Origin of the sequence: Nocardia sp. NPDC023852 (assembly GCF_040639505.1) — a bacterium.
Classification (GTDB): Bacteria; Actinomycetota; Actinomycetes; order Mycobacteriales; family Mycobacteriaceae; genus Nocardia.
The window spans coordinates 67,248-82,467 of the sequence record NZ_JBFAAB010000001.1; the positions used below are offsets into that span (position 1 = coordinate 67,248).

15 protein-coding genes are annotated in these 15,220 nt (G+C 66.9%); 11 read left to right on the forward strand and 4 right to left on the reverse strand.

What is annotated here, in order from left to right:
- Nucleotides 1-27 precede the first annotated feature (27 nt).
- On the forward strand, nt 28-795 hold the full coding sequence (locus AB0H00_RS00310) for an SDR family NAD(P)-dependent oxidoreductase (RefSeq protein WP_357260305.1): 768 nt from the start codon (nt 28-30) through the stop codon (nt 793-795).
- Between the two features lie 63 nt (nt 796-858).
- Here the strand turns inward: AB0H00_RS00310 and AB0H00_RS00315 are convergent, their stop codons facing one another.
- The 3 genes from AB0H00_RS00315 to AB0H00_RS00325 all read right to left on the reverse strand — a co-directional run bounded on the left by AB0H00_RS00315 (nt 859) and on the right by AB0H00_RS00325 (nt 5,505).
- Entirely contained in the window at nt 859-1,677 is an 819-nt protein-coding gene (locus AB0H00_RS00315; protein WP_357258460.1) for a methyltransferase domain-containing protein, read from the reverse strand.
- A 274-nt stretch (nt 1,678-1,951) separates the two neighbouring features.
- The gene (htpG, locus tag AB0H00_RS00320) at nt 1,952-3,910 is read right to left on the reverse strand and encodes a molecular chaperone HtpG (RefSeq protein WP_357258463.1); all 1,959 of its coding nucleotides are present in this window, start codon (nt 3,908-3,910) and stop codon (nt 1,952-1,954) included.
- A complete protein-coding gene (locus AB0H00_RS00325; protein WP_357260308.1) occupies nt 3,907-5,505 on the reverse strand; it encodes a TM0106 family RecB-like putative nuclease in 1,599 nt (532 codons plus the stop codon). Before AB0H00_RS00325 ends, htpG begins: the two co-directional genes overlap by 4 nt.
- 260 nt (nt 5,506-5,765) lie before the next feature.
- Here AB0H00_RS00325 and AB0H00_RS00330 point away from each other — a divergent pair, with 260 nt between their 5' ends.
- The 8 genes from AB0H00_RS00330 (at nt 5,766) to rraA (ending at nt 10,860) form a co-directional block, all read left to right on the forward strand.
- The gene (locus AB0H00_RS00330; RefSeq protein WP_357258465.1) at nt 5,766-6,410 is read left to right on the forward strand and encodes a DUF6474 family protein; all 645 of its coding nucleotides are present in this window, start codon (nt 5,766-5,768) and stop codon (nt 6,408-6,410) included.
- Nucleotides 6,411-6,421: 11 nt separating this feature from the next.
- Nucleotides 6,422-6,943: a hypothetical protein gene (locus tag AB0H00_RS00335; protein WP_357258468.1), complete on the forward strand. Its 522-nt coding sequence runs from the start codon at nt 6,422-6,424 to the stop codon at nt 6,941-6,943.
- A 37-nt stretch (nt 6,944-6,980) separates the two neighbouring features.
- A complete protein-coding gene (locus AB0H00_RS00340) occupies nt 6,981-7,640 on the forward strand; it encodes a YcnI family protein (RefSeq protein ID WP_357258471.1) in 660 nt (219 codons plus the stop codon).
- Nucleotides 7,641-7,678: 38 nt separating this feature from the next.
- Complete coding sequence (locus tag AB0H00_RS00345) at nt 7,679-8,173, forward strand: copper resistance CopC family protein (RefSeq protein WP_357260311.1); 495 nt, start codon at nt 7,679-7,681, stop codon at nt 8,171-8,173.
- A gap of 68 nt (nt 8,174-8,241) precedes the next feature.
- A complete protein-coding gene (locus AB0H00_RS00350) occupies nt 8,242-9,132 on the forward strand; it encodes a CopD family protein (RefSeq protein ID WP_357260314.1) in 891 nt (296 codons plus the stop codon).
- Between the two features lie 204 nt (nt 9,133-9,336).
- A complete protein-coding gene (locus tag AB0H00_RS00355; protein ID WP_357258474.1) occupies nt 9,337-9,711 on the forward strand; it encodes a DUF5313 family protein in 375 nt (124 codons plus the stop codon).
- 58 nt (nt 9,712-9,769) lie between these two features.
- Nucleotides 9,770-10,135, forward strand: a complete 366-nt coding sequence (locus AB0H00_RS00360) for a DUF5313 family protein (RefSeq protein ID WP_357258476.1) — start codon at nt 9,770-9,772, stop codon at nt 10,133-10,135.
- Nucleotides 10,136-10,371: 236 nt separating this feature from the next.
- Nucleotides 10,372-10,860: a ribonuclease E activity regulator RraA gene (gene rraA, locus AB0H00_RS00365; RefSeq protein ID WP_357258478.1), complete on the forward strand. Its 489-nt coding sequence runs from the start codon at nt 10,372-10,374 to the stop codon at nt 10,858-10,860.
- Between the two features lie 75 nt (nt 10,861-10,935).
- Here rraA and AB0H00_RS00370 read toward each other — a convergent pair whose 3' ends face one another.
- On the reverse strand, nt 10,936-11,154 hold the full coding sequence (locus AB0H00_RS00370; protein ID WP_040772585.1) for an RNA-binding S4 domain-containing protein: 219 nt from the start codon (nt 11,152-11,154) through the stop codon (nt 10,936-10,938).
- 277 nt (nt 11,155-11,431) lie between these two features.
- On the opposite strand from AB0H00_RS00370, the gene lysX reads away from it, so the two are divergent.
- A complete protein-coding gene (lysX, locus tag AB0H00_RS00375) occupies nt 11,432-14,755 on the forward strand; it encodes a bifunctional lysylphosphatidylglycerol synthetase/lysine--tRNA ligase LysX (protein WP_357258481.1) in 3,324 nt (1,107 codons plus the stop codon).
- Nucleotides 14,756-14,857: 102 nt separating this feature from the next.
- On the forward strand, nt 14,858-15,073 hold the full coding sequence (locus AB0H00_RS00380) for a hypothetical protein (protein ID WP_357258484.1): 216 nt from the start codon (nt 14,858-14,860) through the stop codon (nt 15,071-15,073).
- Nucleotides 15,074-15,220 lie beyond the last annotated feature (147 nt).

The following is a 15,220-nucleotide window of genomic DNA, read 5'->3' on the forward strand; positions in this document are numbered from 1 at the left end:
CTGGCTGTCACGAACGAGAGGACCATCGTGGAGATTTCGGGTTCCGCCGCTATTGTCACCGGAGGTGCGTCCGGCCTCGGCGCCGCCACCGCCAAGCGTTTCGCCGAGCTCGGCGCCACCGTCTTCGGACTCGATGTGCCGCAGTCGATCGAGCGCGCCAGCGACAACGTGCCCGACGGGGTCACCCTGCTCCCGGCAGATGTGACCAGCAACGACGAAGTCGGCGCGGCGGTCGCGAAGGTCGTCGAGTCCGGCGCGCCGCTGCGCATCGTAGTCAACTGCGCCGGTGTCGGCTGGGCAGGCCGCATCTTGTCCAAGAACGGCCCGCACGACTTGGAACTGTTCCGCACGGTCATTACCGTGAACCTGCTCGGCACCTTCAACGTCATGCGGCTGGCCGCCGACGCGATCGCCAAGACCGACGCCGTCGACGAGTACGGCCAGCGCGGCGTCATCATCAACACCGCATCGGTCGCCGCGTTCGAGGGCCAGATCGGCCAGATCGCGTACTCGGCCTCCAAGGGCGGCGTGCACGGCATGACCGTTCCCGCCGCGCGCGACCTTGCCCAGTTCGGCATCCGCGTGAACACCATCGCCCCCGGCATCATCGACACCCCGATGCTCGCCGGCGTTACCGAGGAATACCGCAAGGGCCTCGAGGCAGGCGTTCCCTTTCCGTCGCGCCTCGGCCGCCCGGACGAGTACGCGCAGCTGTCGCAATACATCGTCGAACATGACTACCTGAACGGCGAGACCATCCGCATGGACGGCGCGCTGCGCATGGCCCCGCGGTAATTCCGCGCCGACGCGGTGACTGCGCGTGGTCCTTCCTGGGAACAGCCACGCGCAGTTGTCCTTTCAGCCCTCCGGCTTGTGCCCGATGCCGAGATACGCGGTGGTGGACAGCGGACAGTTCGGCTCGTAATTCGCCACGAGAAAGGCTTTCATCAACGTCGCGCGCTCCGCCCAGACCTCCGGCTCCACGCTGTGGCGCATGAGTTCCAGCGGCGCGCTGCTGCGCACCATCGTCTCCCACATCTCCTCGGGGCTACCGAAGGTGAGCGCGATCGAATGCCGCTGGATCGAGACGGCTTCGAACCCGGCGGCGCGCATCTCGGATTCGAATACCTGCGGGTTCTCCAGGCTCAGGAAATTGGGCTGAGGCTCGTGGATGTCCGGGTCGGCGGCGGCGAGGGCGCCGAACATCATCCGCATCAGCGGTGACTCCACGACCGGCGCCCAACTCGACACCACCGCTGTGCCGCCCGGCCGCAGCACCCGGTACAGCTCGGCGAACCCTTCGGGGCGCTCCGGGAAGAACATCAGCCCGAACATCGAGAATCCGGCGTCGAACCGGTCGCTGTCGAACGGCAGCGCCTGCCCGTCCCCCACCTGCGCCGAAATGTTCGTCAGCCCGGCGGCCGCCGCGTTTTTCGCGAGCCGTGCGATCATCGACTCGGAGAAATCGATAGCCTCGACCCATGCCACCTGGCGGGCTGCCAGCAGGCTGAGCGTGCCGGGTCCGGCGGCGACGTCCACAACCTGCGAAACCGGCGACAGCGAGGCGAACCCGAGCGCACGCGCGGAGAACGGTTGCATAACGGCGGGGGCGAACTCGGCGTATCCGTCGGCGACGAGATCCCATGGCTCGGCGACGGCAAGCGGGTTTCCGGACATGCTCTGACAATCCTTTCGATCGCCCACATCGTAACTGCGCCGCACCGATAGCAGATCCCCATTTCCGCGATATCACTGTGCGCGAAGGGAGCTCAACCGACCCAGGTGTGACACGTCGAGTGGCAAGCGGATATCCACCGCCAAAGGAGTACCGGGATGAGCGTCCGTGCCCAACGGTACGCACGGTGCCGCCGCGACCGACAACATGGCTACGAATGACTCCGGCGAGCATGCGACCGGGGGCCATCGTCGATGACCCCCGGTCGCAAGCGACTCAGAGCGTGCGGGTGAGCCGATCGGTGAGGATGTGCGCGAAGTGTGCCGGGTCCTTCAGCTCGCCGCCCTCGGCCAGTACCGCCGTGCCGTAGAGCAGTTCGGCGGTTTCGGCCAGGTCGGTCGCGGTGCCGGCGTCGGCCTCGTCCTTCTTCGCCGAGTAGGCGTCACGCAGGCCGGTAACCAACGGGTGGGTCGGGTTGAGCTCCAGAATCCGCTTCGACTCCGGCAGCGCCTGGCCTGAGGCGCGGTACATCCGCTCCAGCATCGGCGTGAAGTCGAAGACGTCGCCCACCAGGCAGGCGGGGGAGGTGGTGAGCCGGTTGGTCAGGCGGACCTCCTTCACATTCTCCTCCAATGCCTTGCCCAGCCAAGTGAGCACATCGGCGAATTCCTTGTCCTGCTGTTCGCGCAGCGCCTCGGAGGCCTTCTTCTCCTCCTCGGACTCCAGGTCGACCTCGCCTTTCGCGATGGACTGGAAGGCCTTGCCGTCGAACTCGGGCACCGAACCGACCCACATCTCGTCGACCGGGTCGATGAGGATCAGCACCTCGCGGCCCTTGGCCTTGAACGCCTCGATGTGCGGGGAACTCTCGATCTGCTGGCGGGACTCGCCGGTCATGTAGTAGATCGTGTCCTGGCCCTCGGGCATCCGCTCCAGATACTGCGCGAGCGTGGTCAGCTCGGTCTCGGAGTTCGTCGAGGCGAACGAGGAGACCTGCAGAATGGTGTCACGGTTGTCGAAGTCCGACAGCAGTCCCTCCTTGAGGACGCGGCCGAATTCCTTCCAGAAGGTCTGGTAGTTCGTCTGATCCTCGGCGCCCTGCAAGTCCTTGACCGTGGCGAGCACCTTCTTCACCAGCCGCTTGCGAATCATCTGGATTTGGCGGTCCTGCTGCAGGATCTCGCGCGAAACGTTCAGCGACAGGTCCTGCGCGTCGACCACACCCTTGACGAAGCGCAGGTACTCCGGCATCAGCTCTTCGCAGTTGTCCATGATGAACACCCGCTTGACGTAGAGCTGCACGCCACGCTTGTGCTCCCGGGTGAACAGGTCGAACGGCGCGTGCGACGGGAGGAACAGCAGCGCTTGGTATTCGAAGGTACCTTCGGCCTTGAGCGGGATGATCTCCAGTGGATCGTCCCAGGCGTGGCTGACGTGCTTGTAGAACTCCTTGTACTCCTCGTCGCTGACCTCGCTCTTCGGGCGGGTCCACAACGCCTTCATGGAGTTGAGGGTCTGCTCCTCGAGGATCGTCGTTTCTTTCGAATCCTCGCCTTCGCCCTCCTTGACCGTCCGCTCGACCTGCATACGGATCGGCCAGGCGATGAAGTCGGAGTACTTCTTGACGATCTCCCGGAGCTTCCACTCCTGGGTGTAGTCGAAGAGGTGGTCGTCCTCGTCGGCAGGCTTGAGGTGCAGCGACACCGCGGTGCCCGGTGGCGCTTCGTCCAGGGTTTCGATGGTGTAGGTCGAGCTGCCCGCGGCCGACTCCCAGCGTGTGCCCTCCGTCTCCCCCGCCCGCCGAGTGGTCAGGACGACCTTGTCGGCAACCATGAAGGTCGAGTAGAAGCCGATACCGAACTGGCCGATCAACTCCTCGGCCGCGGCCTCGGATTTGGCCTCGTTCAACTTCTTACGCAGCTCGGCGGTGCCCGATTTGGCGAGGGTGCCGATCAGGTCGACTACCTCGGCGCGCGACATACCGATGCCGTTGTCCCGCACGGTCAGGATCCGGTTGTCCTTGTCGACCTCCAGCTCAATGTGCAGGTCCGACGTGTCGACGTGCAGATCCTTGTCCTTGAAGGACTCCAGCCGCAGCTTGTCCAGCGCGTCGGAGGAGTTCGAGATCAGCTCCCGCAGGAAGGTGTCCTTGTTGGAGTAGACCGAATGGATCATCAGCTCTAGCAGCTGATGCGTCTCTGCCTGGAACTCGAGTTGTTCGACGTGCTCTGTCACGTCGCGATAGTACGACGATCGAAATCGGCGAGGCCAGGAACCTCCCCGTCGGCTCTGCGTGTCATCCATTCGCGCAGCACCTGGGTGGCCCGGACGTCGTCCTCGTTGTATTCCAGCAACCGGGTGCGCTGGGTGAGATCGGGCGCACCGTCGTAGCCGACGGCCAGCCGATACCAGCTCATCGACGCCTCCCCGCCCGCCTCCGGGTCACGCCAGGCGAATCCGGCGACCGGCGCGATCTTCTTGAGCCCCTTGCCGTTCGGGCAGATGAATTGGTCCGAGACGGCCTGGAACATGTCCACCCACTGCGGCCCGTCCACGAACGCGCGCACCTGGTCCACGGTGGGCACGCCGGGACGGCCCGCGAACCGGCGCGCCGACTCATACAGCCATTTGTCCTCGGCGGTGCGCGAATAGCAATAGGCGGCGAAGGTTTTCCCCGCCGCGGCGGCCTCGGCGCGCACCGTCATCAGCCAGGTCCAGAACTCGCCGAAGGAACGGCCCTCGTCGTCGGTGGGCAGCGGGTCCCAGGTGACGAACGGGCGGTACACCCCATCCAGCAGCGTTCCCCACAGGTAGGCGCCGTACTCCTGGAAGCTCTCCAGATCGACGTCCACCTCGACGTCGGCCCGCCGCACCCGCACCGACTCGACTCTGCGGACCAACGGCGCGCCGGCGATCCAGGCCCGCGCGGTGACCACCGCCTCGTCGAACGGGCCGTGCTGCCAGTCCTCGGGGTCCGGGCCGGCCCAGGCGGCGAGATCGTCGATCGTCTCGACACCGTGCCTGTGCAACACCTCGGCGCGCGAACCGGGCGCCACCAGGCTGACGTCGCGTCGTTCGATCAACCAGTCTTCGCAGCTCGGCCCCTCGATGCCGCGCTTCCACCACGGGCACTGCCTGCACTCGGGCACCTTCGACGGGACGGTCGGCAGCTCGCCACGCACCACGGCGATCCGGTCGGCGTAGCGCTGGTCGTAATCGGCCAGCAGCGGGCTGAGGTCGTGCACCAGGATGCGGTCGAAGTGGTAGCCGATTACGCCGCCGACCAGGGCGGGGCTGGCCAGACCGTGGCGCTGCAGCATCCGGTGGAGGTGGGCGAGGCGATGCTGGTCCCGGGGCTGCGGGCGCAGCTTGCGGTGCGGATCGGGTCGCGGATGCCAGTGATAAGGGTCCGACGTGGTCGGGTGGAAGTCGGCGGGCTCGGGCTGACGCGGGTCGGTCACCTTGTGGTTCACCACGATGATCGGGATGTACCCGCCGCGGTCGGGATCGCGCAGGAGGATCTCGGAGCCGCCGCGTCTGCCGGTGTCGAGTTCCTGCGGCAGCAGACCTCCCCAGATCCGCTGCGCCCCTGCCGCGCACGCGCGCAGCGTCGCCTCGGCGCGCTCGGCGGCGCGCAACCCGGGATCGATCACCACCCAGATATCGGGAGCGGCCGCGACCAGTGCGTCACGCACCCTGGTGCGGTGTAGGGTGGCTGCTTCCCTGCGCTGGCGAACACCCGGATCATCGGAAATCCCCACCAGCGCCTCGGGATGGTCGGCGTTCAGGTGCAGCCGATGTCTGCAGCCGATCAGCGCCCTGGCATCGATGAAGGCGCTCGGCGCGTCGGCGGGCCGACCGACGGTGGTGCCGTTGCGCTTGCGACCATCTCGGTCACCGATGTCCGAATCCACGCTTAGCAGTATGGTCCCTCCCCCCGACAACTCGGCGAATCGAGGGTCACGGCCCGCACTACCCTCATGGCTGTCACCATGGACCCGATAGGGTAACGGCAAACCGTGTGACATGGGCGGACGGCCTTCCCCGGCGTCGTACCGCCATGGCAAACCAGCATGACGGAGGGCCTTCGATGGGGTTGTTCACGAAGCGCAAGCGGCGGCCGAGCCGCAAGGCCGAGGCCAAGGCCCTGAAACACAAGGCCGCGATCGAGGCCAGGCTCGCCGCGAAGAACGACCGCAAGGCCCGCCGCGCCGAGGCGCGCACCCAACGCAAAGTCGCGAAAGCGCAGATCGCCACGTTCCAGGCGGAGGAGAAGGCCGCCCTGAAGGTGGCCGCCAAGGCTGAGCGCGATCCGTTCAGCGCGAGCCAGGTCAAGAAGTACCTCGGAGTGGCTCGCGTCCTCATCCCGGTGCTCGCCCCGCTCGCCTATCGTGGCGCGACGTTCCTGCGCGGCAGGCTCGACACCCGCCGCGCCCAGCAGCTCGGCATCGGCGTCGAGCAGCTCAGCGACTTCACCGGGCACGGCGCCAAGCTCCAAGCCAGGATCACGAATGCCGAAGCGGCGCTGGAGAAGATCACCCCGCGGGATGGCGAGAACGAGGCGGAGGCACGTAAGTTCGTCGCCACCGCTCGAGACCGCTTGGGCAGTCTGACCGCCGCCGTACGCACCACCGAGCAGCTGCCCACAGCGCGCCGCCGCGCCGTGCATGCGTCGATCGCGCACGAGCTGTCCGGGATCGAGGCCGACGTCCTGGCCCGCCTCGGCGTGCGCTGACCGCCGCCACGATGCGACCGCAACCGACCACCGGCCACCTGCGCGGCGGTCTGGTCGGTGCGCTTGTCTGTGTGCTCGCCGTGGCGGCGCATGGTGCCGCGGGCGGCGGTTTCCCCGGCTCGGCCGAGCTGACACTTGTTCTACTGATCGCCGCCGCCGCGGGGTCGACGGCGGGCTTGGTGTCGGCCCGCCGGAATCCGGTCGCCGTGGTCGGGCTGCTCGGGGCAGGTCAGCTGGCGAGCCATGCGGCGCTGTCTGGTCTGCTCGGGCACAACCACGCCGGGACCACGGAGTCCGCGCTGCCGACCGGCTGGATGCTTGTCGCGCACGCCATCGCGACGCTCGGCTGTGCGGCGCTGGTCGTCCTCGCCGAGGCGCTCTACACGGTCGCGAGCGCCGCGCTGCGCGCAATGCTCGCTTCGCCTCGGGCGCGAATCGTCGGCACTCCACACTGGTCGGATCCCGGTCTCCCCGCTTACCGCGTTCATCCGAACGGCTCGATCGGCCCCCGCGCGCCACCGGTTTCGGTCTGATTCCCGACCTCACTTTCCCTCGGATAGAAGGCTTTCCATGCATAGCTCGATTTGGCGCGCCGTCGGCACGACGGCAGCCGCCGCAGGTCTCGTCCTGCTCAACTGCGGAGCCGCCGCTGCGCACGTCACTGTGGATGTGCCCGGCGCCACCCAGGGCGGGTACACAGTGGCCACGTTCCGGGTGCCGACCGAATCGGACACCGCGAGCACCACGGCACTCACCGTTACCCTTCCCAACCTGAAATCCGCTCGGACCGAACCCATTCCGGGTTGGTCGGCCAAGGTGGAACGCAATGCAACAGCGGAGATCACCGCGATCACCTGGACCGCGGACCCAGGGGCTCCCGGCATCGCGCCAGGTCAGTTTCAGCGTTTCACGGTGTCCGTCGGCCCACTGCCCAAGCAGGATTCGGTCACCTTCCCCGCCAAGCAGACCTATTCCGACGGCAAGGTGGTCAGCTGGGATCAGCCGGTCGGCCCGGACGGCGACGAACCCGAACACCCGGCGCCGTCGGTCATCCTGGCCGCGGCGAAAGAAGACGCGGAAGACGGACACCAAGTGCACAGCGACACCGCGCACGCCGACGAGCACGACACCGACGACACCGCCCGCTGGCTCGGCGGCGCCGGCCTCGCGCTGGGCCTGCTCGGCGTCGCACTCGGGCTGGGCAACGTGATTCGTGGGCGGCGATCGTGACCCGCCGCTTGTTCGCTGCCGTCGTGGCGGGCCTGTTCCTGCTCGGATTCGGGGTCACCGCGACCGGAGTCGCCTCCGCACATTCGACGGCGACCGGAAGCGTCCCGGACGACAACGTGACCGTCGACAGCGGCCCGGCGCGGGTCAGCATCACCTTCAACGAGGAGCTGCAACCCAGCTTCCCGTCGCTCACCGTGGTCGGCCCGGACGGCAACCTGTGGTCCAAGGGCGATCCGGCCGTCGAGGGAAAGACGGTCAGCGTCACCGTGGGCGAACTGGGTCCGGTCGGCGAATACACCATCGGCTACCGGGTGACCTCCGCCGACGGCCATCCGGTCAGCGGCACACGGCACTTCACACTCAGCAAACCCGGCAACGGAACGCCGGGCCCCAAGGCGAACGCGAAGGCCGGCGACGGCGACGGCTCGGGCGGAATTCCGCTGTGGGTGTTCATCCTCGGCGCGATCGCGCTGTTCGGCGGTGGGCTGGCGTTCGCGCTGTTCGGCGGCAGGAGCCGGAACCCGAAACGGTGAGCGACAGGACGATCGGAGGCCCGGGTGGCGCGCGACGCGAGACCGCCCGGGCACCATGGTTCTCGGCGCTGCTTGTCGCCGTGTCCGGGCTGGTCGGCGTGGCGCTCGCCTGGGCACTGAACTCCCGGCAAACGCTGCCCGCGGAGGCTGTTGTGCGGGTGTTCGCCGACGGTGTCGGTGCCACCGTACTCGGGCTGGCCGCGCTACCCAGGGTGCAGCCGCGGCTGCTGACGCCGTGGCGGCTGCTCGCGGTGCTGGCCGGGATCTGGGCGGGCGCCGAATTCGCCGTGCTGGTCTTCGAGGCGGCCGAGGTGGTCGGCGTTCCGGCAACCGACCTCGCCGCAGGCGAGTTCCGCACCTACCTCGTCGATATCAGCGGCGGCCAGGTCGGAATCGCGATCCTGGTCGGCGTCGGTGTGGTGGCCTGCGGATCCGCGCTGGCCTTCCGGCGCCCCGGCTCCGCGTCGCCCGACCTGGTGCTGGTGTTCGCCGCGGTCGCGCTGGCGTTGCGGCCGATCACCGGACACATGTCTCAGCAGGCGTTCGGCTCGGTGCTTGCCGCGGTGCACGCGCTCGCGGCGGCGGCCTGGTTCGGGTTACTGATCGCGCTGGCGCTGGCCGTACGGACGCGCGGCGAATGGGCGGTCGCGCTGCCCAGGTATTCGGCGGTGGCGCTGCCCTTGGTGGCGACGGTGGCGGTGACCGGCCTGCTGAACGGGGTGGTTCGAGTCGGCGGGATCACGCCGTTCGTGACGACCGACTACGGCAGGATCTTGCTCGCGAAGACCTTGGTGCTGATCGGGTTGCTCGCGCTCGGCTGGTGGTGGCGGCGCACCTGGGTGCCGCGGGCCGCCGACCACCGGATGAATGCGGAGGCTTCGCTGCGCCGCGCGGTCGTCGAAGCCGTCATGATGGCGCTGGCCTTCGGGCTGGCCGCAACGCTGGCGGTCACCGCCTGATCGGATGACCGTTATCGAAGCCGGTTACTGTTCCGGCATGACCGTGAAGATCGCGGTACAAGACACGACGCACAACATGGTCACCCAGATCATGGACTTCCATCCCATGCGCCCGTAGCGCTGGCGTGCATGTCGGCGCCGGTTGCGCGAGCGCTGGCCAGGCCAGGATGCTGGACCCATGAGCGAGCGCAGCGAGGTGCAGGCATGACCGCGAAGCCCTCTTTCACTCAGCGCATCGGCTACATCTGTGGCCGCACGCTGCCGGACTCGATGTCGGAGTGGGTGCGTCAAGACCTGGTCGGACCCGGCGCGACGCGACGCTATCTGCTGCGCTTCCTGGTGCCGATCATCCCGGTCCTCATGCTGTTCCTGCTGTTGCCGGGCCCGCTGTGGATGGGCTTGGCGATGATGGCGCTCCTGTATCTGCCACTGATCTATTTCACCGTGGCACTGCTGTATGTCTATCGACGCCATCGGCTGATCAAGCACGGCCTCGACCCCGCGCTGGCAGACGCCGACGCCCGGAGCCGAGCCGAGCGCGAACACCTTGCTTACGAGCGCAGACACGGACGCGGATGAGCGGGAAACACAGCACACAACCTAGCGGTGCCTTACATCACAGGCATAGCCTAGAGGCATGAATACCCCCACGATAAGGCAGCGGGTCGCCTACGATCTGGGCCGCGAGCTCCCAGAGGAGCTGCACGAGTGGGTCATCCACGACCTCGTCGGACACGGGGCCATGGAGCGATATCTCGTCCGGTTTCTCGGGCCGGCCATCCCGTTCCTTGCCCTGGTACTGCTGTTTCCAGGGCCGATGCCGCTGAAGATCGGCTTGATCGTGATGATGATCGTCCCGCTGGTCGTCTTCACGGTCGCGCTCAGCTACGTCTGGCGCCGCTTCCGCCTCGTACAGCACGGATTGAGTGCGGATTTAGTGGACCACGGCAAGTTCACCGACCACGATCGGGACCTCTACCAACTGCGCTACGGACATCGATAGGGCGGAAATCACCGACCCGGAACGCGCGTACGGTGCACAACCACCACGGCGCGGGTTGTTCGCGCGGACAATCGGGGGCACTGTCTGAACCAGACTGACCCTACGCGTCCTACGACGGCAACCCTGGAATTCTCGAGCCCATAGCTGCTGGTCGCTCGACTGATTCGGACCATCGCTTCCGCCTGCATCAGGGGCCCACGAATACGCCGTGCCGCAGGCACGGCAAAATCGACACAGTGACCGAATCGCAGAAAGACGTCGCCACCGCAGACTTGGCCGATCAGATCGGCCCGGAGATCCGCAGCTGCGATACGCAGTTCCTCGAGTTCGGCGGACGCGAAGCGTTTTCCGGGCGGGTCACCACCATTCGCTGCTTCCAAGACAACTTGCTGGTCAAGCAGACGCTCGGCGAACCAGGAGAAGGCAAGGTGCTTGTGGTCGATGGCGGCGCGAGTGTGCACACCGCACTCGTCGGGGACATCATCGCGGGGCGCGGCGTCGAGAACGGCTGGGCAGGCGTCATCGTCAACGGCGCGGTCCGCGACTCCGCCATCCTGCGCACCCTCGACATCGGAATCAAGGCGCTGGGCACCAACCCGCGCAAGAGCACCCAGACCGGCAGCGGCGAACGGGACGTGCCGGTCGAATTCGGCGGTGTGACCTTCGTTCCAGGCGACATGCTCTACAGCGACCACGACGGCGTCGTCATACGCGCCGAAGACTGAGCCGATTCGCCGGGCCTCCAGGTCCATGCGGTAGTCACGCGAGCTGCCACCTCCGGGTATGTCGCTACGTGCAGGTCAGCCGGACACCCTGGCCTTGTGACCTGCGAGGGCAACGACGTCGCCGACGTGCAACTGCCGGCCGCGACGTAGCTCGACCTCGTCGTTCACCCGCACCAACCCGGCGGCGATCACCGTCTTGGCCTCCGAACCGGATTCGATCAGGTTGGCCAGCTTCAGAAACTGACCGAGCCGAATGACGTCGTCATCGATCGGCACATCGACTGGTTCTGACATGGGGTAAATACTTACTCCCCCACCCGGACTCACCAGAAACCGCCCTGCGCCTCCAGCGATCCGAGAGCAACATTCCACCGCGGCCGAGTCCGTGGCCCACACCCGAATCACCCGAACCCACAGCACGCCTCTGGTTACCCGGCGCGCATTCGACCAGGGCCAGTTGGCGGCCGAGACACGCAGCGGCGGTCGCTCGGACGCGCGCCACAAGGTGGACCGCGAACACGCCGCGCCGCAGGCGTGGCAAATTCAACACAGCAACGTACACACTGGTTCCGTGACCTCCACGCAAGCCCAGCAACACCTCAACACCGAACCACTCGCTGACAGACCTACGCCGCCGGTGCCGCATCGGGGACACGGAAGACTCGCCGAGGTGCCGCATATCGCGGGATTGACGCTCGGTGTGTTCGCTGTGCTGTGCTTTCTTTGGAGCCTTTCGCCCGGGCTGCGCTTTTTGACGCAGGTGCCGCGCCGTTACGTCGACAACTATTACTTCGACGCACCGGACACCAACCTGATGTGGGCGTTGGTCGTCGGTCTGATGGCGGGCGCGATCGCCAGCCGGAAACGAATCGCCTGGTGGTTGCTGCTCGGCTATATCGCGCTCTACGCGCTCGCCAACAGCATCGACTTCGCCGAACAGGGCAATATCAACGCCTTGGTCGCCATGGTGCTGCACATCGCGGTGATCGGTGTGCTCATCGCGGCGTGGCCGGAGTTCTACACCAAGGTGCGCCACGGTGCGGGCTGGAAGGCGCTCGGTGTGCTGGTCGGCGGACTGACGATCGGCTGCCTGCTCGGCTGGGGCCTGGTGGAGTTGTTCCCCGGCAGCTTGCCGCAGGGCCTGCAGCGGATCGGCTGGGCGGTCTATCGGGTGACCGCGGCGGTGTTGGTGGACAACGAGCACTTCGACGGCCATCCGCGCCCGTTCGTCAACTTCCTGCTCGGTCTGTTCGGCGCCATCGCGCTGCTGGCGGCGGTGCTCATCCTGCTGCGCTCACAGCGTGCGGCCAACGCGATGACCGGGACCGACGAGTCCGCGATCCGCGGGCTTCTGGAGCGCTCGGACGTGGAGGATTCGCTCGGTTACTTCGCAACCCGGCGCGACAAGGCGGTGGTATTCGCGCCGAGTGGCAAGGCGGCGGTGACCTACCGGGTGGAGCTGGGCGTCTGTCTGGCCAGCGGCGACCCGGTCGGTATCTGCGAGGCCTGGCCGCAGGCGATCGATGCCTGGCTGCGCCTGGCCGACCAATTCGGCTGGGCTCCCGCGGTGATGGGGGCGAGTGAATTCGGCGCGACGGCCTATCGGCGCGCGGGCCTTTCCGCGTTGCGCCTCGGCGACGAGGCAATCCTGGATACCAGGAACTTCTCGCTGGCGGGCCCCGACATGAAGCCGGTGCGTCAGGCCGCGAACCGGCTGCGCAAGCACGGCATCACAGTCCGCATCCGAAGGCATCGCGATATCCCGGCTGAGGAGTTCCCGGGGATCATCTCCCGCGCGGACGCCTGGCGCGATACCGAGACCGAGCGCGGGTTCTCCATGGCGCTCGGCAGGCTCGGCGATCCGCTGGATAGCGACTGCCTGCTGGTAGAGGCGGTCAACCCGCAGGATCGGGTGCTCGGCATGCTGTCGCTGGTGCCCTGGGGTCGCACCGGCGCCTCGCTCGAGTTGATGCGCCGCGACCCACAGAGCCCGAACGGCGTGATGGAGCTGATGATCTCGCAGCTCGCGCTGGCCTCCGAGCAGCATGGCATCACCAAGGTGTCGTTGAACTTCGCCGTGTTCCGCTCGGTGTTCGAGGAGGGAGGCCGGATCGGCGCAGGTCCCGTGCTGCGATTGTGGCGCGGCGTGCTGCTGTTCTTCTCCCGGTGGTGGCAACTGGAAGCGCTGTATCGGTCGAACGTCAAGTATCAGCCGCACTGGGTGCCCCGGTTCTTCCTGTTCGAGGAGCGCAGGCAGCTGCCGCGGGTCGCGGTGGCCAGCGCGCTGGCCGAGGGCTTCCTTCCTCGGTTCGGCAAGGACCCGGACACCGTGACACACACCGGTGTGCACAGCGCGGTACCCGCGACGATGACGGGTCTGCACGCGGACGGCAGCCCACCCGACATCGCCGTAGTCGAGGGCGAGGAGCAGCCTCCCCGCAGGCCCGAGCAGGTGCGTGTGCGTATGGAGAAGCTTGCGCGCCTTGCCGATTCCGGAGTCGAGGCCTACCCGGTCGCCTACCCCCCGACGCACACGGTTGCCGAGGCGCGGCGTTCCCCGCGGGGCACCACGGTCCGGGTCTGCGGCAGGCTGCTGCGCATCCGCGACTACGGCGGCGTGATCTTCGCCGTGGTGCGCGACTGGACCGACGATATCCAGCTGGTCATCGATCGTGACCGGGTCGGCGCCGAACGCAGCGCCGAGTTCGGCGAGTTCTTCGACCTCGGCGACCTGATCGAGGTGAGCGGTCAGATCGGGCGCAGCCGCCGCGGCGAGCTGTCGCTGCTGGCGGCGGATTGGCGGATGCTCGGCAAGTGCCTACATCCGTTGCCGGACAAGTGGAAAGGTCTGTCCGACCCCGAGGCCAGGGTGCGCCAGCGCTATGTCGACATGGCGATCAACACCGAGATCCGCGAGGTGCTCGCCAAGCGCAGCGCGGTGTTGCGCTCGCTGCGGGATTCGCTGAACTCCTGGGGATACCTCGAGGTGGAGACCCCGATCCTGCAGCAAGTGCACGGCGGCGCCAACGCGACGCCGTTCCTCACCCATATCAATGCCTACGACCTGGATCTGTACCTGCGGATCGCGCCCGAGCTGTACCTGAAGCGGCTGTGCGTCGGCGGTATAGAGAAGGTGTTCGAGATCGGACGGACCTTCCGCAACGAAGGCGTCGACTTCAGCCACAATCCCGAGTTCACCATCCTCGAAGCCTATGAGGCGCATAGCGACTACGAGCGCATGATGCATACCTGTCGTCAGCTGATCCAGAATGCCGCGCTCGCGGCCAACGGTGCGATGGTGGCATTGCGGCCCACTGACGAGGGCACGTTCGAGCAAGTGGACATCTCCGGCGAGTGGCAGGTGAAGACAGTGCACGGGGCGGTGTCCGAGGCGATCGGCGCGGAGATCACACCGGACACCGGCGTCGAGGAGTTGCGCGAGCTGTGCGACAAGGCAGACGTCCCCTATCAGCACGGCTGGGACGCGGGTCAGGTTGTGCTGGAGATGTACGAGCATCTGGTCGAATCGCATACCGAGGAGCCGACGTTCTACATCGACTTCCCCACCTCGGTGTCGCCGCTGACCAGGGCGCATCGCAGCATTCCAGGCGTCACCGAGCGATGGGACCTGGTCGCGTGGGGTGTCGAGCTCGGCACGGCCTATAGCGAGCTCACCGATCCGGTGGAGCAGCGGCGCAGGCTCACCGAGCAGTCGCTGCTCGCGGCCAACGGCGACCCGGAGGCGATGGAGCTGGACGAGGACTTCCTGCTGGCACTGGAACACGCGATGCCGCCCACCGGTGGCCTCGGGATGGGTGTCGACCGGATCGCCATGCTGATCACCGGACGCAGCATCCGCGAGACGCTACCGTTCCCCTTGGTGAAGCCGCGCTGACCTGAGTCGCCCTCGGTGCGGACTTCACATCGAACGAATCAGACAGCTAGGCTTGGAAATTCGGCTCCGCGAGGAGGCCGATACACCTCGAGGGGTTCGGATATGTACCTTGACCTGCTGGCCAACGCGACCTTGCTGGATCACACCGTGTGGACCGACCCGGATGTGTTGTTGAGTTCGGCAACGGAGTACGCCGCTAAAAAGAAGAAGAAAAGCGGCGGCGGGCTGATCTTCGGCGCGATCTGCTGCCTCCTTGTCATCGCGCTGATCATCGGCGGCGTCTACCTGTTGGCCCAGCGCAAGAAGAAAAACCAGTAGCCGCCAGGGACTGATCGACCCGAACGGCCCGGCACGCTTCCTGCGAACCGGGCCGCTCCGTCTGTGCTATCTGTCAGAGCGCAATGCGCTCGGACGCCACCTGTCGGTAGTCGACGACGGCACCCGCACCGTCGCCCGAGGCGCCAC